Genomic DNA, 20,883 nt, shown 5'->3' with positions numbered 1-20,883 from the left:
GCAAAGCACTACACAATCAAAACAAGCCAAACTAATTTGCCCGGCATCGGTAAAAGCTTACCAGTAGGCCACCGGGGCCGGGCGGGTATTGCGTGGGTATTGCGATTATTTCTTTGCCGCGGGTTTTTGTTTGGCGATGACCAGATCCTTGATGCCGTTATATACGTCTTCAGGAATGATTTTTTTCGACAGCAGTTCATCCTTGCCTTTGTAGGGGCGTCCCTTGATGATGGCGTCAGAACGCACGTCGCCAATCTTGGGCAGACTGGACAGCTCTTTCTTGCTGGCGCTGTTCAGATCCAGCAATTCTACTTTTGCTGAGGCAGGTGCCGAAGCTGAAGCGCTGGATGAGGCAGAAGCGGATGCTTTTTTTGCATCGTCCTTGGCATATGCCCCGGACTGTGTCAAAAATACCAGTGCTGTTGCCAGCAATATTGATTGCCACTGTTTTTTCATTTTTACCCCGTCTGTAAAAGTAAAACAGGAGCACAAACGGCTCCTGTTTTATACAACATTCATGAGAGCTGCTCTATGCAGCATAGCATGTTATTGTGTTTGTACCATTGAATTAATCAGCACTGGTGTGACCGGTACATCAGACATGCCTGATACTGTGGTAGTTGCCACTGCCTTGATTTTGTCCATGACATCCAGACCGGTAACAACCTTGCCGAATACGGCATATCCATTACCAGCTACCAGGCCGTCAAGGCTGGTGTTGTCCACCACGTTGATAAAGAATTGTGAGGTTGCAGAATCAGCCACATTGGTGCGTGCCATGGCGATGGTGCCGCGCAGATTGCTGAGGCCATTTGGTGTTTCCAGCTTGATCGCAGCCAGGGTTGTTGGCTGTTGCAGATCAGTTGTAAAACCACCACCCTGGATCACGAAATTGCTGATGACGCGGTGGAAAATTTTGTTCACGTAAAAACCGTTTTCCACATACTGGAGGAAGTTGTCCACGGTAATCGGGGCTTTGGCCGGATTCAGTTCAATGACCATCGTACCCAGGTTGGTTACCATGGTGACTTGTGGTTGCAACGCCAGTGGGACTGTGACCGAGCCGGTATACAGGGAAGAACCATCGGCTGCAGTGATGGTAATGTTGAATGCACCTGCCGCGATGATCTTGCATGACAAGACTTTTTGAGTGGCGCTGCTGCCAGCCAGTTCTGTCGGCTTCAGGCAGCCAGTGATGGTTGCATTGATGCCCTTGTCCAGATTTTGTCCGGTAATCGTGAAATTGGTAATTTTGCGATACACCAACTGGTCTGTACTGACTTTACTGACACTGACGGCAGTTGACGTTGGTGTAGTAGGGGTAGTCGTTGTTGGGCTGGAAGAGCCACCACCGCCACAGCCCGCAAGCAATGCGAGGGATGCGCATGCACCCATGATCCATGATAAAGCTTTCAAACTGTTCTCCAGTAATGTTTAAACCAATAATTGTACTTTGCTGGCGAGCAATGTCGCCAGAATGTAAGCGTCTGTTACGTTTTTATACTTGCCATTTACATCTTCCGGTGTTGAAGCGGTGCTATGGACGCCAAACTACTAAAACAACCCAAATTAGCTAAAGTAATCCGTCAAACAATAGAACATGTACTTTTTCACCAGATAAAACTGTGTCTTGGTCGTGTTGCAAGACAATTATGCAATTGGCTTCCGACATCGAACGCAATATACCTGAACCTTGCGAGCCAGTCACGCTGACATGCAGGTCGCCGTTTTTTGAATTGCTCAGGATGCCGCGCTGAAATTCTGTACGACCGGAGCGCTTGCGTATTGTTTCTGTCGCAATGGCTGGTATCAGTGGCAGGGAGGGGGCTGTTGCACCCATCAGGCGATATAAGGCCTGGCGGGCAAAAAAATAAAAACTCACCATCACAGCCACTGGATTGCCCGGTAGGCCAAACAGGTAGGCGCTTTTGCCATTGACTGCTATTTGCCCGAACGCCAGGGGGCGGCCAGGTCGCATGGCGACGCTCCAAAAGGCAATCTGGCCCAGTTTGGCCATGATGTCTCTGGTGTAGTCAGCCGCACCAACCGAAACACCGCCAGAGGTAATGATTGCATCTGCCACTTCGCAAGCCTGGCACAAGGCAGTTTCTAGTGCGTCTGCACGGTCTTTGACGACACCCATGTCGATTACTTCGCACCCAAGGCTGGTCAGCATGCCAAACAGGGTATAGCGATTGCTGTCGTAGACGCAGCCTTCATCCAGCGGTTCGCCCAGCGAACGTAATTCATCGCCAGTGGAGAAAAATGCAACCCGCAGGCGTCTCTGAACGCTTACTTCGGCAATGGCCAGTGACGCCAGCAGACCGAGATCAGCCGGTTTCAGTATCCGGCCTTTACTGATCACGGTTTTGCCCATGGCCAGATCTTCTCCCTTCAGGCGACGGTTGTCACCGGCCCGCAGTTTGCCATGCGGGATGGTGATATGGGTATCGCTACCGGCAATAATCAACTCCTGCGGAATGACCGTATCACAACCGGCAGGCATGACGGCGCCCGTGGTGATGCGTATGCATTCATCCCTGGCGGTCTGACCCGGATAGGCACGGCCAGCCAGGGCGGTACCGACGATACGCAACTGCTTGTTTTGCCCGGCAGGTAAATCGTCGCCGCGAAAGGCAAAACCATCCATGGCAGAATTGTCGTGGGCCGGTACGTTCATGGCAGAGACGATATCTTCTGCCAGTACACGCCCCAGGGCCTGGCGCAGGGGCAGTTGCTCGGTGATATGCAGGGGCTGGATAAATTGGCCGATAATTTCTTGCGCCTGTTCTACGGTGACTGCATGCGGGTCATAGTCTGGCATGGCAGCAAAAATGTCTTGCAGCCTGGAATGTATGGTGTTGGCGGGAGACATGTCAGTGTTCCAATTCCTGTAATTCTTTGCGCGTATTGATATTGCGGAAGGCTGCACTGTCTTCAAACAAGACCTCACTCGCAAGCAGGCTGGCATGCCAGTCATTGACGCGACGACCACCATCTTGCAGATAAGCAGTCAATTGCGCTGATACGCCGGTTTTCATCAGGGCAAATACAGGGTGGACCTGCTTGACAGAGCCGCCGTCCAGGTTCTCCATGGTGAACGCTACCGCGACGTCACTGCCATCATTATGTAATGCCCTGGCAAGACGTTTGACCAGGTCAGCAGGCAATAACGGAGAGTCGCAGGGGGCGCAAACGAGATAGGGGGTGGTACATGCCAGCAAGCCTGCCTGTAAACCGGCCAGCGGCCCGGCAAAGCCTGCCAGCAAGTCCGATACCACTGGCATGCCCAAGCTTTGATATACAGCCAGATTCTGATTGGCGTTGATGATGACCGTACCGGTCTGTGCTGACAGTGCGCTTAATACATGCCGTATCAGTGGTTGTCCGCGAAAATCCTGCAAGCCTTTGTCCACCGTACCCATACGCGTACCACGACCACCGGCAAGTATCAGTCCGGTAATCAGGTTTTTGTCTATGGTTGTCATTTCGGGCATGGCAGAACGAGTATGGCAAAGTCTTCTTGCCGATATTATCCACTATCAACCGGTGCTTTTAGCCAGCTATTTCAATTGCTTGCGATTTTTGAAGACTAGGGATGATTTCAGCGATGCAGTATTTCAGCCACCAATATAAGACATCTCGATCTTCTTGCGAGTGGTGCTACCAGTTTCTTTGCCAGTCCCGCTATCAGCGCCGGTTTGCTGGCTGCGTAGTTCCGAGTAACGGTCGTCGCGCTTGCGCCAGATGCCGGCGATGACATTCGTAATTGCCAGGTCGGAATGCTGATCAGACGCGCGCAGCAAGGCCCGCAGATCATGTCCCCGGGTCGCAAACAGGCAGGTATAGAGCTTGCCCTCTGTCGATAGCCGGGCGCGCGTACAATCGCTGCAAAATGCCTGGGTAACGCTGGAAATCAAGCCAAGTTCAGCACCGCCATCGGTGTGACGCCAGCGCTTCGCGGTTTCGCTTTTGTAATTGGCCTCTATCGGCGTGAGCGGCATGCCGGCAGCCTGGATGCGCCTGATGATTTCGGCGGAAGGAATGACTTCCTCCATTTGCCAGCCATTCGATGCTCCCACATCCATGTATTCGATGAAGCGTAAAATTTGCCCGTTGCGCTGGAAATAGCGGGCCATGGGTACAATTTCCTGATCATTGACACCGGCTTTGACCACCATATTGACTTTGACCGGACCCAATCCCACTTTTTCTGCAACGGCGATGCCTTCCAGCACTTCGGATACAGAAAAATCGACGTCATTCATATGCCTGAAAACATTGTCATTCAGCGCATCCAGTGACACGCTGACTCTGGTCAGGCCGGCATCTTTCAGGCTCTGAGCCTTGCGCGCAAGTAAAGAACCATTGGTAGTCAGGGTCAGGTCAAGCTGCTTGCCATCGGGTGTGCGCAAACCGGCCAGCAGCGCAATCAGTTTTTCTATATTTTTGCGTAATAACGGCTCACCACCTGTCAGGCGGATTTTGTTGACACCATGAGCGACAAAAATGCTGGCGAGGCGATGAATTTCTTCAAAGCTCAATAAATCCTGATGGGGCAGATACTGGTAATCTTTATCAAATACCGCTTTGGGCATGCAATACACGCAACGGAAATTGCAGCGGTCTGTTACGGAAATACGTAAATCATGCAGGGGCCGGGCAAGCGTATCCTGCAACTGGCCATCTGGTGCCTGCAATTGATCGGGTATCGCCAGACTGGATGCAAATTGCCTGAAATCTGTCAGCGGAATGAATTTTTCCGTCATGGTGGTGGTATCTGGTATGAAGTATTGCCAAGTCAACACGCCTTAACATAAACAAGCGTAGCCCTTAACAATAGCACGACTGGCTAAGTCTTGCGTTTTGCTATGGATGAGAGGATGGCTGGGGTAGGGTCTTGATCCGGGCGCTAATAAAAAAACCGGCAATGCATGGCATTGCCGGTTTTTATTTCCAGCGCTATTGCTCAAGTCTAGTGACGTGTTTCCACCATGACCAATGGCTCATCATTGCTGACTGGCAGGGGCTTGCGTTCGCGTGGAACGCGTGCAGGTGGCACAAAATTCTGTGCACTTTCCTGCGCTGCCTGCAGTTTGACCGGGTCAGTACTTGCCAGTTCCAGGCCAGCCTCTTTCAGCATGGAATGCAGGCTTTCCAAAGGCATGGTTGCGGCAACTGGTGCCTTGCTGACGTAGCTGGCAGGTACTGGAGCTTCACTGGCGACTACTGTCGCAGCGACTGGTGCAACCGCGGTTGCTGCTACAGCGATAGCAGGCGTGGCAGGTGTCTCAGTTGTAGTAGGTGCAGCAGGTGCGGCAGGTGCAGTCGGTGCAACTGTGACGACCGGTGCCGGAGCTGCAACTGGTGCTGCTTCGATAACTTCCACTGCGGCGACAGGTGCTGCCGGTACTGGTTCTGTAGCGACAACGGCTGTGGCCACCACTACTGGCGCTGCATCCAGAGTGTCATTGCTGACGCCTGAGCTAACTACGCTTGCACCAGAGGTAACTGTATCGGCGGCGACTACAGGTTCAGGCGTGCTGATAGTGGCTGTTGGAACAGCGTTATCTGCTACCTGGGCAGGGGCGGCGACTGCTTGGGCTGGTGCAGGTGTGTCAATAGTAGTAACTGTGGCAATGTCAGCAACGTCAGCAACAACTGCTGGCGCAACAACTGGTGCAATGTCTGCAACTACCGGGGCTTGGGCCGCAGCGTGTACAGGAGTCGCAACGGGTGCTGCCACTGGTTCGGCAGGCACTGTAGATTCCACTGCTTCCATTGCTTTGGCTGCTTGTATATTGGCTTCTGCTGTTTCACCTGTTGCATCAATCAGCAATTCGCCTTGTTCATTGACTTGCTCATTGCCATCACGGTCGCGGCGATTGCGGTTGCGGCCACCACGACGACGACGGCGACGGCGTTCTTCGCCTTGCTCGCTGGTTTCATTTTCAGCACCTGATTCCAGAGCTTCCAGCTGCGCATTGGCAGGCATGACGTCGACAGGAATCGGATCAGCATGTTTCTGGATGGCTTCTTCGGCCTTGGCTTCCTGTGGCTGGCTTTCCTTGCGTTCGTCGCGCTGACGTTGCTGACGTTCACGGCGGCTTTCTTGCGGTTCACGTTCTTCACGTGGTGGCTTGGCGGCTTTAGGTGGACGTGCATTTTCAACTGCGGCCGGTTTGGCTGCTTCTTGCTCAGGCTTTTCAGCGCGTGCCGGACGGTCTTCGCGTTCTTCACGATCACGGTTGCGACGGCTATTGCGGTTGCGCTGGTTATTGCGCGGGTTGCGGGCATTGCGGTCGCGGCCATTGGTTTTGTCTTCAGCCTGTTCTGGCGCTTCTACTGCGGCAGGTGCTTCGGATTTGCCAAAGAAGAAGCCAAACAGCTTGCTGAAGAAACCAGGCGTAGCTGGTGCGCTGACCGGTGCGGCAGGTACAGGGACCGGTACTTCCTTGCGTTCGACGATAGGCGCTGTGTCAGGAGTGATGCTCTTGACCATTGCTTCCTGGCGTGGCTTCACGTCTTCTTTTTGACGCTTGCTGTAGCCGATATCGGTATCAGCCTGCTCTGCCATGGCATAGCTGGCATGATGATCTTCAAGGCGTGGATCGTCATTTTTCAGGCGATCAAGCTTGTAATGCGGGGTTTCCAGATGCTTGTTCGGGATCAGGATGACGGTCACGCGGTGACGCGTTTCTATCTTCAGGATTTCACCACGCTTTTCATTCAGCAGGAAAGCAGCGACGTCGACAGGTACCTGGACGTGGATCGCTGCCGAGTTTTCCTTCATGGCCTCTTCCTGGATGATGCGCAGGACTTGCAGGGCAGAAGATTCAGTATCACGGATGTGGCCAGTGCCGTTACAACGCGGGCAAGTCACATGGCTGCCTTCGGACAGGGAAGGGCGCAGACGCTGGCGTGACAGTTCCATCAGGCCAAAGCGGGAAATCTTGCCCATTTGTACACGTGCGCGGTCATAGCGCAGGGCATCTTTCAGGCGTGTTTCAACTTCGCGCTGGTTTTTGGCGTTTTCCATGTCGATAAAATCGATCACGATCAAACCACCCAGATCACGCAGACGCAATTGACGGGCTACTTCTTCAGCGGCTTCCAGATTGGTATTGAACGCTGTTGTCTCGATATCACCACCACGGGTGGAGCGCGCCGAGTTAACGTCAACTGACACCAAAGCTTCAGTATGATCAATAACGATCGCGCCGCCGGAAGGCAATGGTACGGTACGGGAATAGGCAGTTTCGATCTGGTGTTCGATCTGGAAACGCGAGAACAGCGGTACATCATCGCTATAGCGTTTGACGCGATGCACCATGTCGGGCATCACATGGCTCATGAACTGCTGAGCCTGTTCGTAAATTTCATCGGTATCGATGAGGATTTCACCGATGTCTGGCTGGAAATAATCGCGGATAGCGCGGATCACCAGTGAAGATTCCTGATAAATCAGGAAAGCGCCTGGAGAGGATTTGCCTGCGCCTTCAATCGCGCGCCAGAGTTGCATCAGGTAATTCAAATCCCATTGCAATTCGTCAACATTGCGGCCTATACCGGCTGTGCGGGCAATCACAGACATGCCGCCAGGCAAGTCCAGTTTGTCCATGGTTTCGCGCAATTCCTGGCGATCTTCACCTTCGACGCGACGGGAAACACCACCACCACGCGGATTGTTCGGCATCAAAACCAGATAACGGCCAGCCAGTGAGATGAACGAGGTCAGGGCTGCGCCCTTGTTGCCACGTTCTTCTTTTTCGACCTGGACCATGATTTCCTGGCCTTCGCGCAGCGCTTCTTTAATGGAAGCATTGCGTACGTCCACGCCTTCTTTAAAATAGGTGCGGGCAACTTCTTTGAAAGGGAGGAAGCCGTGACGTTCTTCGCCATAGTTGACGAAACAGGCTTCAAGGGAAGGCTCGATACGAGTGATCACGCCTTTGTAGATATTGGACTTGCGCAGTTCGCGACCGGCAGTCTCGATATCAATGTCGATGAGCTTTTGCCCATTGACAATGGCAACGCGCAACTCTTCTTGCTGCGTCGCATTGAACAGCATACGTTTCATGTTTTACTCCGTGACCTGGTGGTCATCTTGTGCTGCCATCTTTTAAAGATGACAACTGTACTGATACGGGATGTACGCGGGAACGGAGTGTTTGAGGGGGCGGGAAATGCCTGAGGCAAAGCAGGGCGGAACCAGCTACGGCAAGATTATTGCCATGCTGAATAAAACCGGGCATCTGTTTTGCGCTGGGCGCGGACAGTCAGGGTAAAAAAGCACGAGTGCACATGTCCCCCGCGTTGTATGACTTGGTCGCTGTGTACAGCAACCAGTGACAACGCCAGGCGATGAGCAACTTTGATGTCAGACCATCTTATTTTGTTGTGTCTGACGGAATCGCCCCGATTACCATCACTGTCAACTGGCAAGCATGCTGTTTCATAATTAAACCAGCATCTCTTGCCAGACTTATCCTTACAATTCAAACTCTCTGATCCAACCTCGTTGGTCCATGCCCGATAACAACAATTGGCTGTTACCCTGACAGGCAAACGACGCTGCATACACATCTTTTCCATCAAATTTGCAAACAGGCGAGGCCGAAGGACATGCCCCTGTGTAAAATAGTCGTTTATTCCTCTTACACTGCTAAAAGCATAAATGCTGAAGCGAAAACAATTATATATTCAAAATGAAGGACTTAGCGACAATTAATAGGGGAGCACATCAAATTCAGATGGAAAAGCCTTCCTCTCAGCAGCCTTCGGTATCCCAACCCAAAGTACAGTTGCTCACGATCTCTGAAGAAGAGGCGGGGCAGCGTATAGACAATTTCTTATTGCGCATCTGCAAAGGCGTGCCAAAAAGCCATGTTTATCGTGTATTGCGATCAGGTGAAGTGCGTGTCAACAAAGGGCGTATCGACCAGCTCTACCGGCTGGTAGAGGGGGATGTTGTCCGTATTCCGCCTATACGTATGGCAGAAGCCACCGAGCAGACAGCGCCCAAACAGGAATTTCCTATTCTGTTTGAAGATAATTATTTGCTCATTATCGACAAACCGGCCGGTGTGGCCGTACATGGCGGCTCTGGCGTCAGCTATGGCGTGATTGAACAATTGCGTGCTTCCAGGCCAGATGCCAAGTTTCTGGAACTGGTCCATAGGCTGGACAGAGAAACCTCGGGCATACTCTTGCTGGCAAAAAAACGCACTGCATTGACAAATTTGCATGAACAAATGCGTGATGGTGTGACCGACAAGCGTTACCTGACCCTGGTCAGTGGAGACTGGAAGAATGCGCGTCAGCATGTCAAACTGGCATTGTACAAGTATACGACCGCCGATGGTGAACGCCGCGTGCGGGTGCAGGCCGATGGCATGCCTTCACACACGGTGTTTTCCTTGCAGAAAAAATATCGCGATTTTGCGTTGCTGGAAGCCGAATTGAAGACCGGGCGTACCCATCAGATCCGTGTGCATCTGTCTGCCAGTGGCTTTGCCATTGCCGGGGATGATAAATACGGGGATTTTGCCCTCAACCGCGCCTTGCTCAAGGCTGGCGAAGGGCGAGGTGCTTTGAAGAGGATGTTCCTGCATGCGCATCAGATCAGTTTTGTCCATCCAGAATCGGGAAAGACCCAGACGGTGAATGCGCCTTTGCCTCCTGAATGCCTTAATTTCCTGAAAACGCTGGCCCTGGCTTGAAAAGTATTAATGGTTTAATAATGGTAATATGCCGTTATTGATGAGAAACATGTTACGGATTCAGCAATGAATTCGTTTTATTGAAAATATGGCAAAAAAGCAATTCGATTTAATTGTATTTGACTGGGACGGTACCTTGATGGACAGCACTGCCGTCATCGTCAAATGCATACAGGCAGCAGCACGTGATTTAGGATTGCCAATACCCAAGGAAGATGTCGCATCATTTGTGATTGGCCTTGCTTTGCCGCAGGCCATACAGGTTGCCATGCCGGATATTGATCCGAAATTCTATCCCCGGGCGGTGGAACGTTTCCGTTACCATTTCCTGGCCAAAGACCATGAACTGCCCTTGTTTGATGGCGTCAGGGAAATGTTGGCCGAACTTTCGCAGGATGGCTATTTTCTGGCGGTGGCTACCGGTGCCAGCCGGGTCGGCTTGAGCCGCGCTCTGCACACGGCGAAGTTGACATCTGTATTTGATGCCACACGTTGTTCTGACGAGACATTTTCCAAGCCCCATCCTGCCATGTTGCAAGAATTGACCCGTGAACTGGGGCAGGATATGCGCCGCACTGTCATGATAGGTGATACCACGCATGATCTGCAGATGGCCAGCAATGCTGGCGCAGCAGCGATTGCCGTGGAGTACGGTGCCCATGATCCAGCCGCTTTGCTGGACATGAATCCGCTGTTCTCGGCGAAAAACGTGACGCAATTGCGTGACTGGTTACGCGACAATGCATGAGTGAGGTAAAAGTCAGATGACAGCGATATCTATTTGTGTATCTGGTGATTTGATCGAAGGCGGCAAAGGCGTGCGCTTTCCCCTGACTGCGGGTAGTGATGATGCAGTTGGTTTTGTCATTCGCTATGGCGGTACGGTACATGCTTACCTGAACCGTTGCGCCCATGTGCCGGTAGAGCTGGACTGGAATCCGGGTGAATTCCTGGAGTCGAGCGGCCTTTACATCATGTGTGCCACCCACGGCGCAATTTATCAGCCGGATACCGGTTATTGTACCGGCGGCCCCTGTCGCGGAGGACGTCTGCGAAAAATCCATGTCACTGAAGTGGATGGGCAAATCTATTGGCACCCGGATGACTATATTCAGCCTGTCATTGCCTGAAACTGGAAATACATATGAATGATCAAATATTGAACCCATCCAGCGCCGAGGCTGACAAGAAAAACCCGAACTGGGAACGGGAATTGCTGGAAAAGCTGGCAACAGACGCCTTGCGTGAACAGAGACTGCGCCGGCGCTGGGGCATTTTCTTCAAATTCGTGCTGCTGTTTGTGGTGATGTTCGGTTTTTATTATTTCAGTGATTATGCGACGGGGGAAATGGAAAACCTCGGCCATCATACTGCCCTGATAGAAATTGATGGCAGCATAGAGTCAGAGGGCAGCGGCAGCGCCCAGACCGTCATTCCGGCATTGAATAGGGCCTTTGCTGACCCTGGTTCGGTTGCGGTGGTGGTGCGTATCAACAGCCCTGGTGGCAGCCCGGTGCAGGCTGGCATGATCAATGATGAAATGGGTCGTTTGCGCAAAGAATATCCCGAGAAAAAGCTGTATGTCGTGGTCGATGAAATCTGTGCGTCTGGTGGTTATTACATCGCTGTGGCCGCAGATAAAATCTACGTGAACAAAGCCAGTATTGTCGGTTCTATCGGTGTGTTGATGGATGGTTTTGGTTTTACCGGCATCATGGATAAACTGGGCGTGGAACGTCGCCTGATGACTGCCGGTGAAAACAAGGGTTTCATGGATCCGTTTTCACCGCAGACAGAAAAACAGAAAGCCTTTTCCCAGGGGATGCTGAATGAAATCCATCAACAGTTTATTGATGCCGTGCGTACTGGTCGTGGTCAACGTTTGAAAGAAACGCCAGAAATGTTTTCTGGCTTGTTCTGGATCGGTACCAAGGCGGTGCAAATGGGCCTGGCAGATGATTTTGGGTCAGTGGATTCCGTTGCGCGTGATGTGATCAAGGTCGAAAATATCGTTGACTACACGCAAAAAGAAGGCTTGCCTGAACGTGTGTTGAAAAAATTTGGCGCTTCGATAGGCTCCAGCGCTGCGACCACGATTCTGAAGGGAAATGTTCCCAATATACGCTAATGGCATAATGAAATCAGCTATTTAGTTTGGTTGATTTCTTTAATCCCCGACGCTGCTTGCATAGTTATTTTTTTCTTTCTCTTGTTTCTGGCTTGGCCTATAGTAGGGGCGTAACTGGTTCAAAAGAAGGAGGTCGATATACAAAAATCTTTTTTGTATCCTGGGCGGATTAAATTTGAGCTCCGGTAATGTCTGGTGTGCCGGTTATTAATGAAGTGGAATGACATACAATTTGTGCAGCGCATATCCGTGTAGTTGACGGACCAGAGGTTTCTCGGACTCCTCGCTATGTAGCATCCATGATGTAAAAAGGACGGCAGTGCAACGCTGCCGTTTTTTTATGCCTGCTTTATTTGATCAGCATCTGATCTGTACCTGATGCACCTATGCTGCATCTGTGACTAAGCAGTTCTCCTGCTTGATCCAGATCAAGTTCCCGATTTTATTTCCTTATAGAATTTCATTCATTCTGTCCCACCTCTCCCACCTTTCAGGGAATCATGGCATTTGCTTTTTTATCTCGACTGGAGACCGGCTTTTTGTCCTTGCGGACGGGTGGCAGGCTGAACTGTTTTCATTGCGATGAAACCATGCGTGAGCGCAATGCCCTGACGGTCACCTTCAATGGCAGCCCGCAACAGGTGTGTTGCCACGGGTGCCTGGCAATACTACGGACCATAGAACAAAATCACCTGGTCGCTGCCTACCTGAAAAATAAGGCCCGCCTGAGCAGCGCCGGCTAACCGACATGAGCACTTTGGTAAATACCATGACCACGGCAAGTGTCAGCGATGTGAAACTTGCACTTGAGAATGAAAAGCTGAATTTGTCTGGTATGCGCTGTGCCGCCTGCGTGCAACTGATCGAATTTCGCGTGCGTCAGCTGGCTGGCGTTTCTTCCTTCAAAATCAATTCTGCCAGCCATCGGGCAGATGTAGTCTGGAATCCTGATCTGGTTTCGCTGAAGCGTATTTTGTCAGCCATCATGGATCTGGGTTACGGGGCCTTGCCTGCGAGCCAGTCGCCCGATGCGATGGAAAAAAAGGAAGGCAGGCTGGCATTGTGGCGGCTGTTTGTTGCCGGTTTCGCCATGATGCAAGTGATGATGTATGCCTTTCCTGCCTACCTGGTACCGGTGCCGCAGATCGATGGTGATTTGACGCCGGATCTGGATCGTCTGTTAAAAATCGCCAGCATGATCATCACCATACCGGTTATCGGTTTTTCTGCAATGCCATTTTTCCGTTCGGCCTGGCGTGACCTTAAAAACCGGCATGTAGGCATGGATGTGCCAGTGTCGCTGGGGATCTTGTGTACTTTCCTGGCCAGCGTGTGGGCGACATTTGCCGGTGGTGCGGTGTATTTTGATTCGGCCATCATGTTTGTGTTTCTATTGCTGGGCGCGCGTCTGATCGAATCCAGGGTGCAGAAAAAAACCAGTGCGGCGCTGCGCATACTGACGCAATTGACGCCTGGTATGGCCCAGCGTTTCGTCGATTATCCGCAACAAGCACAAACAGAACAGATCGATATCAGTGCTTTGCGTGTTGGTGATATGGTACTGGTGGCTGCTGGCGAACATATTCCTGCTGACGGCATCGTGATTGCTGGTGACAGCGCCTGTGACGAAGCTTTGATGACGGGCGAATCATTACCTGTGCCCAAAACCGCAGGCAGCAAGCTGATTGCCGGCGCCATCAATATCAGTGGTGCGCTGGTCATGCAGACGCAAGAAGTGGGGGGCGCAACACAATTGTCCCAACTGATTGCGATGATGGAGGCGGCTGCATCAGAGAAGCCGCCGCTGGTTTTACTGGCAGACAAACACGCCAGCCGTTTCCTGTTGATCATTTTGCTGCTGTCAATTATCAGCGGAGTAGTCTGGTGGCATATCGACAGTGCGCGCGCGTTCTGGATTGCCATCAGCATTGTTGTCGTCACCTGTCCTTGTGCCTTGTCGCTGGCAACGCCAGGCGTCATGTCCGCTGCTATCGGCATACTGGCAAAAAATGGTGTGCTGCTGACCAAATCGCGTGCGATACAGGCAATGGCATCTGCCACGCATATCGTATTTGATAAAACCGGCACACTGACTTTGGGTAAATTACAGGTTGACCAGATGCTGCTACTGCAACAGCGGGATGGAAACGAACATGAATATGAGCGTGCCAGACAGATTGCCTTTGCACTGGCCTCCCGTTCCAGTCATCCGGTATCCCGGGCTATAGCCGATTATTTGACACCTTATATAGCCTTACACAAGGCAGGCAAAACATCTGCGGTACAAGCTGACGATTTACTCAGCCTGCATGAAGTGCCAGGGGCCGGGCTGGAGGCTGTCGTAGGCGGTGTGCGATACCGTCTGGGTAATCCCGGTTTTGCACTTGCTGGCATACACCTGGATATCCCTGATGTATTGAAACAGCAAACACTGGCAGTGCTGGCGACGGAACAGGAGGCGCTATTCCTGTTTGCCCTTGACGATGTCTTGCGTGATGATGCTGTCGCAGCTATCCGCCAATTGAAAAGCAAGGGTAAAAAAATATTGCTGCTGTCGGGTGACCGGGCAGAAGTCGTGGCCCGGGTCGCTGCCCAATGCGATATCCAGAATGCCCGTGCTGGCCTGAGTCCGGCTGGAAAATATGAAGCCGTGCGGCAATTGCAGGCTGCAGGCCATGTTGTCGTCATGGTGGGGGATGGCATGAATGATGGCCCGGTACTGGGGTTGGCAGATGTTTCGGTTGCCATGGGGCAGGGCGCTGCCATTTCACAATCGCGCAGTGACATGCTATTGATGTCGAATCGTTTGCTGGACCTGGATTTTGGTTTGACGCTGGCGGCCAAGGCGTATGCGCTGATACGTGAAAACCTGGCATGGGCAGTGTTTTATAATTTGATTGCGATTCCCGCCGCAATCAGCGGTTTGCTGGAGCCCTGGCATGCTGCTTTGGGCATGTCCCTGAGTTCCCTGATTGTGGTGTTGAATGCTTTGCGGCTTTATCGTTTGCCACAACCCCTGCATGTATTGCAGGAACAGGCTTGATGTATGGATATTTTATATTTGCTGGTTCCTCTTAGCCTGGTGCTTGTCTTTGCGATAGGGGCCGTGTTCTGGTGGGCAATCAGTCACAATCAGTTTGATGAACTTGAGCAGGAAGGTCAGCGCATCGTCGATGATGTAGATGGCTGATGTGGATAGCTGATATTGCAGCGCATGTTCATGCAATGCCATGCAGTATCTGTTGCGCTGAGTGGCTGAAATCCGATTCTGCGATGTTGTCCTGCTGTATCACCTTTGCCGTGGCAGCACCGGCAAAATTACGGTCGACTGATTTTTTATATGCCGGGTCATAATGCTGTTCCAGCAGGTTTTTTACCAGCAAGCCAAGTTCACCATTATTGGCCAATTGACGCCAGGCAGCGATTTTTTCTTTGCCATACAGGCTAACCAGAAAGTCCAGTTGCTTATTCAGGCTGGTGGGCGACAGGATGAAGTGTGCGTATTCCTGCATCAGTAAATCCACGCGTTTTTCTATCGTCATTTGCACAGCGATGCATGGTGCTTTGCGTATGGTATCCATCAATACTTCGGGCACTCTGATGTTGCCGATTTTTTTGCTTTCTGCTTCCACATAAATCACTTGCTGGTGATTGAAACCTTGTAGTTGCCAGAAAATCCGGCTTTCAAACTGTTTTTGTGCAGGTTGTGGGCAATCCGGGATGCTACCGAGCACAGAGCCGCGATGGGCTGCCATGTCTTCCAGGTCCAGCACTTGCGCACCAGCTGCGGCCAGGCTGCGTAACAGATGGCTTTTGCCGCTGCCGGTAGGGCCACACAAGACGCGCCACTGGAAATGTGCAATCTCGTTTATCAGACTGTGGTTGACGTGCTGCCGGTAGGCTTTATAGCCGCCGTTCAGCTGCGCTACCGGCCAGCCTATCCTGGCAAAGATATGCGCCATGGCACCACTGCGATTGCCACCACGCCAACAATAGATCAGGGGTTTCCAGTCACGTGGCTTGTCATGAAAGTGTGTTTCTATGTGCTGCGCAATATTTTTGGCCACCAGAGCGGCCCCCAGGCGCTTGGCTTCAAATGAGCCGGTTTGCTTGTACATGGTGCCAACGACGATGCGTTGCTGGTTGTCCAGCACCGGGCAGTTGATGGCACCTGCAATATGGTCTTCTGCAAATTCTGCTTCGCTGCGCACATCGATGATGGTGTCGAATTCGCTGCGACGCTGCAAGACATCGGCAAATTCGACTATCTCAGGATATTTCATGCGTCATTTGCCCAGTAAAGGCAGCAGATGTGGCCAGACATTGTTCAATATCTGGGGGTGTGCTTCGGCCACTGGATGGATTCTGTCGGCCTGGAATAATTCATTTTTTTCGGCTACGCCTTCGAGCAGAAAAGGAACCAGGGCCAGCTTCATGCTTTTCGCCAGTTTTGCATACAGTGAAAAGAAGCGTTCGGAATAATCTGGTCCATAATTGGGAGGTATACGCATACCGACCAGCAGGACTTTGGCGCGGGTGGCCTGGGCCATGTCTATCATGCTCTTGAAATTCGCTTCAGAGGCATTAAGTGATAGACCACGCAGGGCATCATTGCCACCCAGTTCTATGATGACGATGTCGGGATGGTATTTGTCCAGCAGTTGCCCCAGCCTGGCCTTGCCACCGCTGGTGGTGTCACCGCTGATGCTGGCATTGATGACGGTGGCCGCTATGTTTTTTTGCTGTAATCTTTGCTCCAGCAGGGCAACCCAGCCCTTGCCGCGCGTCAGTCCATACTCTGCGGACAGGCTGTCACCGAGCACAACAACTGTTTTTGATGCAGAATAAGCAGGCAAGGCTGAAACTGCAAAAGCCAGGAGCACAATGACTTGTTGTACATGTCTTGTCGCATGACGTAATAAGAACCGTAAAAGTAGCATACAAAGAAAACCTTATGGAATCAAATAAAGCGGCAATCGAAGTGAAGCATTTAGTCAAGCGCGTAGCTGATGCAACGGGCGAACTAAGCATACTCAATGGTATTGATTTTACCGCGCAAGCTGGACAAACGCTTGCAATTGTTGGCGCTTCGGGTTCCGGTAAATCCACGCTGCTGGGCATACTGGCTGGCCTGGATACGCCGACAGAAGGTCGTGTCGTGCTTGATGGAGTAGATATTTTTGCTTTGGATGAAGACGGCAGGGCGCAGTTTCGCAAAGAAAAACTGGGTTTTGTTTTTCAATCATTTCAGTTGCTGATGCATCTTAACGCCCTGGAAAATGTCATGCTGCCGCTGGAATTGCGCGGTGAAAAACAGGCCCGTGCCAAGGCGGAAGAAATGCTGGAACAGGTTGGATTGGCATCACGCCTGCGGCATTACCCCAAGTTTTTGTCCGGTGGTGAGCAACAGAGGGTGGCGCTGGCCAGGGCTTTTGTGACTGAGCCGCCACTGCTGTTTGCAGATGAGCCAACCGGCAGCCTGGATGCGGCCACCGGTGATGCCATTATCAATCTGATGTTCAAATTGAATCGTGAACGCGGCTCAACCCTGGTGCTGGTGACGCATGATTTGTCGATTGCGGCGCGTTGTGGCCGGGTGCTGACGATCAGTGCCGGTCATTTGCGCGGGGATGAAATCAATCACTGATGGTGGTTTCAGTAACGAGTTTGCCATCATGGTGGTAAGCCTGGATGCTGGCGTCGCTGTATAGTGCCAGCCAGCCACCACGGGTGGGCGTGGTATCGCAGTCCCAGTCTGCCAGCACATGTCGTGCATGGCCATCATGGATGTGGATGGCGGGTCTGTGGGTGTGCCCATGTATCAGGGTCGTGGCCCGGGTTTGCGCAAACAGGGCTGTGATGGCCGTGTTATTGACATCCATGATTTCTGCGGATTTTTGCTTCTGCTCCATCTTGCTTTCTGTGCGAAAGCCTTCGATGATACTTTTGCGCTGTGCCAGCGGCATGGCAAGAAAAGCCTGTTGCCATTCAGGTTGCCTGACTTTTTGCCGGAACTCCATATAGCCAAGGTCATCCGTACATTGCGCGTCGCCATGGGTAATGGCTATACGCTGACCTGCGACCTCGATCACATGTGGATCGTCTAACAACACTGCACCGGTAGCCCTGGCAAAACCTTCGCCTATGAGGAAATCGCGGTTTCCACCTATCCAGTACAGTTTTACCCCATGCTCTTGCAGTGCGTGCAGAGCCTGTACGATCATCTGGTTATAGGAATCGGCAATATTGTCGTCACCGACCCAGTACTCAAACAGATCTCCCAGCAGGTACAGGGCGGGTGCGTGACGAGCGTGTTGCTGTAGAAAATCCAGGAAAATTTCTGTGGTTTTGGGTAAGGCCGGATTCAAATGTGTATCGGAAGCAAAAAGCGCAACCAGTTCTGGTTGCGCTTTTTGCTGATGCGCGGTGGTGTCAGCGATCATGAGAAGAAATGCAGGAAAATGCTGGTCTTAAACGATTTCAGCTTTTTCGATGATGACATTTTCAACCGGTACGTCCTGGAACATGCCTGTACGTGTCGTTTTTACGCCTTTGATTTTGTCGACGATGTCAGTGCCTTCAACCACTTTGCCAAAGACGCAGTAGCCCCAGCCATCCTGACCAGGAAAGTCGAGGAAGCTGTTGTTTGCCGTGTTGATGAAGAATTGAGCGGACGCAGAGTGCGGGTCGCCAGTACGTGCCATGGCCAGTGTATAACGCTCGTTTTTCAAGCCGTTTTTAGCTTCATTTTCGATAGGCGCATTGGTGGATTTCTGATTCATGCCGGGCTCAAAACCACCACCCTGGATCATGAAGCCATCAATCACGCGATGGAAAATGGTGCCGCTATAGTGACCAGATTCCACATAGGCCAGAAAGTTGGCAACGGTTTTTGGTGCTTTTTCTTCGTTCAGGTCAATCTTGATAGCGCCGAAGTTAGTGGTCAGAATAACAGCCATGATAGTCTTTCATTTCAAAAGGTTGGAAATATAGGTAAATAGCCTGAAGTTTTGCTTATTTTAACAAGGTCGCGGCTTGAATGATAACTGGTTTATTTGGTACGTCCTGCATCATCTTCGCTTCGCCTGTCTCTACGGCTTGAATTTTTTCGACGACATCCATGCCCTGGATGACCTTGCCAAACGGGGTATAGCCTGCGGTCATTCGCAATGCTTTGGCACGGGGCTCTGTCATGTTCTGGCCACGAAGCTGGAATTCAACCGGATTACCTTCAGGCAGAATCTGGTGGTTCAAGGCATCGTTGTTTCTGGTATTGATAAAAAACTGGGCAGTCGCCGAGTTGGGATCTTCGGTGCGCGCCATGGCGATAGTGCCAAGGTCATTTTTCAGGTTGTGATCAAGCGCCTGGCGGGCTTCATTGGGCACGGTTTTGCTGGTTGATTTTTCTTTCAGATCCTTGTCGTAGCCACCGGCCTGTATCATGAAATTATTGATCACGCGATGAAAGACGGTACCTTTGTAATGACCATTCTTGACATACTTGATGAAGTTTTCCACCGTTTTGGGTGCTGCCTCGGGGTAAAGCTCAATCACAATTTCACCCATGGTCGTTTTTAACGATACTTTGGGATGATCCTGGGCTAAGACTGTACCTGCTGCCATCATCAGGCAGCCACTCAAGATTACACTGGCGAATCGCGTTACTGGCATTTTCATATTCAATCCGGATAAGAATAAAATTTTAAGCGAGGGCAGGTTAAACCCGGCAGCAGCTATTTAAAATCCTGGCCTGTGTTCCTGTCCACCTGTTGTCAGACAGTTGTTTCATACACGATGCGCCATCTTGCTGCTTCTTTCAGCCAGTATTGACGTTTGCGTATGGCGCTACGGCTTTTCCCGTTACTGGTTTCCTGGGTAAAGGTGCTGACGATCAGCTCGTCTTTGCCCGGGTAGCGAAAGTGTGTGACATCTTTCAGGCGTATGCTGGGATTATGCCAGTTATCCCAGCTTTGCTGCTGTTTCGGAAACCAGGTATTCAGATTGTCGCCCTGCATCGTCTTGAAGTTGCGTGAATAATTGCCCAGTATGCGGTTGGCATTCACGCTTTCCATGTCCTGGCGCCAGTCTTCCAGTAATTTTATTGCAAAATTCCGGTCCGCCAGCCATTTCGTGCGATTGACGAACTCCACATGCTCACTGATGATGACCGGTGTTTTGCCTATATCCACCATGGCGGCAATTTTCAGGAAATCCGGATTGGTCAGTACCACACAGCCATCTGATGCCATAGGCGGACGGCTGAAGCTTTCTGGCGGCATGCCGTGTAGCCAGATGCCAGAACCATTGCGGCCATTGATCTTGTCCCATTCATTCGGGTAATTCAGAGGCAGGGCACCGGGGCCATAAAAGCTGGGTAATTTGGAGCCGGCCAGCCGGCTGGTGATGTAATACACACCGATAGGCGTCTTTTGATCGCCTTCCTTGAGTTTATTGATGCCGAATTTACCCTGGCTGATATAAAAATCCCCGGTCAGTTTGGGCTGGCCTGCATTGTTTTCATACACATACAGACGCGATTTCTGGGCGTCCACGACGATGGCCTGCTTCTGGTCGTCGCGTAACTGCAATATCACCCGTGGTACGAGGTTCGGGTCGGGACGTTCGCGGTAGGAGCGTATTCTCGCGGCGGCTTCATCCCTGAGGTCTTTCAGTTTGTCGGGTTGGGCGGCTGCTCCGGCACCAAAACTGGCCACTGGCCGGGTGTGCATGAGCAATAGATCACCCTGTATCAGGTGTGCCAGCTGGAAATGCGGATAAGCCTCTACCAGTGCATCAATCTTGCTTTGCGCTTTCTGCAGATTGTTGGCAGCCAGGCTTTTGTATACATCAATCAGCAATCCATCCGGGTCTGGTGCATTGGGATTGATCTCGGCGGGTGCTACTTTGGTGGGGCGTGATTTTGCCATGGCAGTGGCAGGCGAAACAATGTTCGCCACCGTTGCCATTGCAAAAATTGCCAAAATGAGAAGCTTTCCGAGTCTGCCTGTAGTCGGAGCATCAGAGGTGACAGCG

20 protein-coding genes are annotated in these 20,883 nt (G+C 51.6%); 8 read left to right on the top strand and 12 right to left on the bottom strand.

Translation table 11 applies throughout. The features are described 5' to 3' along the window. Positions 1-105: 105 nt before the first annotated feature. The 6 genes from H8L32_RS02265 to H8L32_RS02240 all read right to left on the bottom strand — a co-directional run bounded on the left by H8L32_RS02265 (position 106) and on the right by H8L32_RS02240 (position 8,080). Positions 106-456, bottom strand: coding sequence for a ComEA family DNA-binding protein (locus tag H8L32_RS02265; RefSeq protein ID WP_186945528.1), 351 nt, complete (start codon positions 454-456; stop codon positions 106-108). Between the two features lie 90 nt (positions 457-546). Beyond that, entirely contained in the window at positions 547-1,416 is an 870-nt protein-coding gene (locus tag H8L32_RS28470; RefSeq protein WP_230412025.1) for a peptidylprolyl isomerase, read from the bottom strand. 157 nt (positions 1,417-1,573) lie between these two features. Then, positions 1,574-2,875, bottom strand: a complete 1,302-nt coding sequence (gene moeA, locus H8L32_RS02255; protein ID WP_186945527.1) for a molybdopterin molybdotransferase MoeA — start codon at positions 2,873-2,875, stop codon at positions 1,574-1,576. Position 2,876: 1 nt separating this feature from the next. Continuing rightward, a complete protein-coding gene (gene mobA, locus H8L32_RS02250; RefSeq protein WP_186945734.1) occupies positions 2,877-3,488 on the bottom strand; it encodes a molybdenum cofactor guanylyltransferase MobA in 612 nt (203 codons plus the stop codon). 132 nt (positions 3,489-3,620) lie between these two features. Next, the gene (gene moaA / locus H8L32_RS02245) at positions 3,621-4,769 is read right to left on the bottom strand and encodes a GTP 3',8-cyclase MoaA (RefSeq protein WP_186945526.1); all 1,149 of its coding nucleotides are present in this window, start codon (positions 4,767-4,769) and stop codon (positions 3,621-3,623) included. A gap of 206 nt (positions 4,770-4,975) precedes the next feature. Continuing rightward, entirely contained in the window at positions 4,976-8,080 is a 3,105-nt protein-coding gene (locus H8L32_RS02240; RefSeq protein WP_186945525.1) for an Rne/Rng family ribonuclease, read from the bottom strand. 628 nt (positions 8,081-8,708) lie between these two features. Between H8L32_RS02240 and H8L32_RS02235 the strand changes: the two genes are divergently transcribed. From H8L32_RS02235 to ccoS, 7 genes are all read left to right on the top strand, one after another. After that, on the top strand, positions 8,709-9,722 hold the full coding sequence (locus H8L32_RS02235) for an RluA family pseudouridine synthase (protein ID WP_186945524.1): 1,014 nt from the start codon (positions 8,709-8,711) through the stop codon (positions 9,720-9,722). An 88-nt stretch (positions 9,723-9,810) separates the two neighbouring features. Continuing rightward, a complete protein-coding gene (locus H8L32_RS02230) occupies positions 9,811-10,470 on the top strand; it encodes an HAD-IA family hydrolase (RefSeq protein ID WP_186945523.1) in 660 nt (219 codons plus the stop codon). A gap of 16 nt (positions 10,471-10,486) precedes the next feature. Next, the gene (locus H8L32_RS02225) at positions 10,487-10,852 is read left to right on the top strand and encodes a Rieske (2Fe-2S) protein (protein ID WP_186945522.1); all 366 of its coding nucleotides are present in this window, start codon (positions 10,487-10,489) and stop codon (positions 10,850-10,852) included. A 14-nt stretch (positions 10,853-10,866) separates the two neighbouring features. Then, complete coding sequence (locus H8L32_RS02220; protein WP_186945521.1) at positions 10,867-11,850, top strand: S49 family peptidase; 984 nt, start codon at positions 10,867-10,869, stop codon at positions 11,848-11,850. A gap of 500 nt (positions 11,851-12,350) precedes the next feature. Next, a complete protein-coding gene (locus tag H8L32_RS02215; protein WP_186945520.1) occupies positions 12,351-12,593 on the top strand; it encodes a heavy metal translocating P-type ATPase metal-binding domain-containing protein in 243 nt (80 codons plus the stop codon). A gap of 5 nt (positions 12,594-12,598) precedes the next feature. Next, the gene (locus H8L32_RS02210; RefSeq protein WP_186945519.1) at positions 12,599-14,893 is read left to right on the top strand and encodes a heavy metal translocating P-type ATPase; all 2,295 of its coding nucleotides are present in this window, start codon (positions 12,599-12,601) and stop codon (positions 14,891-14,893) included. Between the two features lie 3 nt (positions 14,894-14,896). Continuing rightward, a complete protein-coding gene (gene ccoS, locus H8L32_RS02205; protein ID WP_186945518.1) occupies positions 14,897-15,040 on the top strand; it encodes a cbb3-type cytochrome oxidase assembly protein CcoS in 144 nt (47 codons plus the stop codon). A gap of 28 nt (positions 15,041-15,068) precedes the next feature. On the opposite strand, the gene mnmH is transcribed toward ccoS, so the two are convergent. Both mnmH and H8L32_RS02195 read right to left on the bottom strand, forming a co-directional pair. After that, on the bottom strand, positions 15,069-16,133 hold the full coding sequence (gene mnmH / locus H8L32_RS02200) for a tRNA 2-selenouridine(34) synthase MnmH (protein WP_186945517.1): 1,065 nt from the start codon (positions 16,131-16,133) through the stop codon (positions 15,069-15,071). Positions 16,134-16,136: 3 nt separating this feature from the next. Next, positions 16,137-16,790 carry an arylesterase gene (locus tag H8L32_RS02195; protein ID WP_186945516.1) on the bottom strand — a complete coding sequence of 218 codons (654 nt, stop codon included), beginning with the start codon at positions 16,788-16,790 and terminating at the stop codon, positions 16,137-16,139. 14 nt (positions 16,791-16,804) lie between these two features. Between H8L32_RS02195 and H8L32_RS02190 the strand changes: the two genes are divergently transcribed. Beyond that, a complete protein-coding gene (locus H8L32_RS02190) occupies positions 16,805-17,497 on the top strand; it encodes an ABC transporter ATP-binding protein (protein ID WP_186945515.1) in 693 nt (230 codons plus the stop codon). Here H8L32_RS02190 and H8L32_RS02185 read toward each other — a convergent pair. The 4 genes from H8L32_RS02185 to H8L32_RS02170 all read right to left on the bottom strand — a co-directional run bounded on the left by H8L32_RS02185 (position 17,487) and on the right by H8L32_RS02170 (position 20,831). After that, on the bottom strand, positions 17,487-18,293 hold the full coding sequence (locus tag H8L32_RS02185) for a UDP-2,3-diacylglucosamine diphosphatase (RefSeq protein WP_186945514.1): 807 nt from the start codon (positions 18,291-18,293) through the stop codon (positions 17,487-17,489). The genes H8L32_RS02190 and H8L32_RS02185 overlap by 11 nt on opposite strands. Positions 18,294-18,320: 27 nt before the next feature. Further along, on the bottom strand, positions 18,321-18,809 hold the full coding sequence (locus H8L32_RS02180; RefSeq protein WP_186945513.1) for a peptidylprolyl isomerase: 489 nt from the start codon (positions 18,807-18,809) through the stop codon (positions 18,321-18,323). A 55-nt stretch (positions 18,810-18,864) separates the two neighbouring features. Then, on the bottom strand, positions 18,865-19,527 hold the full coding sequence (locus H8L32_RS02175; RefSeq protein WP_329605148.1) for a peptidylprolyl isomerase: 663 nt from the start codon (positions 19,525-19,527) through the stop codon (positions 18,865-18,867). A gap of 95 nt (positions 19,528-19,622) precedes the next feature. Then, positions 19,623-20,831, bottom strand: a complete 1,209-nt coding sequence (locus tag H8L32_RS02170) for a L,D-transpeptidase family protein (RefSeq protein WP_230412023.1) — start codon at positions 20,829-20,831, stop codon at positions 19,623-19,625. Between the last annotated feature and the right edge of the window lie 52 nt (positions 20,832-20,883).

The organism is Undibacterium hunanense (assembly GCF_014284335.1).
Classification (GTDB): Bacteria; Pseudomonadota; Gammaproteobacteria; order Burkholderiales; family Burkholderiaceae_D; genus Undibacterium; species Undibacterium hunanense.
This window is presented reverse-complemented; position numbering and strand designations above follow the sequence as displayed.

Bases quoted from the DNA above. Each gene is read 5' to 3' on its own strand.
- H8L32_RS02265 (WP_186945528.1), bottom strand. From the start codon at position 456: ATGAAAAAACAGTGGCAATCAATATTGCTGGCAACAGCACTGGTATTT.
- moeA (WP_186945527.1), bottom strand. From the start codon at position 2,875: ATGTCTCCCGCCAACACCATACATTCCAGGCTGCAAGACATTTTTGCT.
- mobA (WP_186945734.1), bottom strand. From the start codon at position 3,488: ATGACAACCATAGACAAAAACCTGATTACCGGACTGATACTTGCCGGT.
- moaA (WP_186945526.1), bottom strand. From the start codon at position 4,769: ATGACGGAAAAATTCATTCCGCTGACAGATTTCAGGCAATTTGCATCC.
- H8L32_RS02240 (WP_186945525.1), bottom strand. From the start codon at position 8,080: ATGAAACGTATGCTGTTCAATGCGACGCAGCAAGAAGAGTTGCGCGTT.
- H8L32_RS02235 (WP_186945524.1), top strand. From the start codon at position 8,709: ATGAAGGACTTAGCGACAATTAATAGGGGAGCACATCAAATTCAGATG.
- H8L32_RS02230 (WP_186945523.1), top strand. From the start codon at position 9,811: ATGGCAAAAAAGCAATTCGATTTAATTGTATTTGACTGGGACGGTACC.
- H8L32_RS02225 (WP_186945522.1), top strand. From the start codon at position 10,487: ATGACAGCGATATCTATTTGTGTATCTGGTGATTTGATCGAAGGCGGC.
- H8L32_RS02220 (WP_186945521.1), top strand. From the start codon at position 10,867: ATGAATGATCAAATATTGAACCCATCCAGCGCCGAGGCTGACAAGAAA.
- H8L32_RS02215 (WP_186945520.1), top strand. From the start codon at position 12,351: ATGGCATTTGCTTTTTTATCTCGACTGGAGACCGGCTTTTTGTCCTTG.
- H8L32_RS02210 (WP_186945519.1), top strand. From the start codon at position 12,599: ATGAGCACTTTGGTAAATACCATGACCACGGCAAGTGTCAGCGATGTG.
- ccoS (WP_186945518.1), top strand. From the start codon at position 14,897: ATGGATATTTTATATTTGCTGGTTCCTCTTAGCCTGGTGCTTGTCTTT.
- mnmH (WP_186945517.1), bottom strand. From the start codon at position 16,133: ATGAAATATCCTGAGATAGTCGAATTTGCCGATGTCTTGCAGCGTCGC.
- H8L32_RS02195 (WP_186945516.1), bottom strand. From the start codon at position 16,790: ATGCTACTTTTACGGTTCTTATTACGTCATGCGACAAGACATGTACAA.
- H8L32_RS02190 (WP_186945515.1), top strand. From the start codon at position 16,805: ATGGAATCAAATAAAGCGGCAATCGAAGTGAAGCATTTAGTCAAGCGC.
- H8L32_RS02185 (WP_186945514.1), bottom strand. From the start codon at position 18,293: ATGATCGCTGACACCACCGCGCATCAGCAAAAAGCGCAACCAGAACTG.
- H8L32_RS02180 (WP_186945513.1), bottom strand. From the start codon at position 18,809: ATGGCTGTTATTCTGACCACTAACTTCGGCGCTATCAAGATTGACCTG.
- H8L32_RS02175 (WP_329605148.1), bottom strand. From the start codon at position 19,527: ATGAAAATGCCAGTAACGCGATTCGCCAGTGTAATCTTGAGTGGCTGC.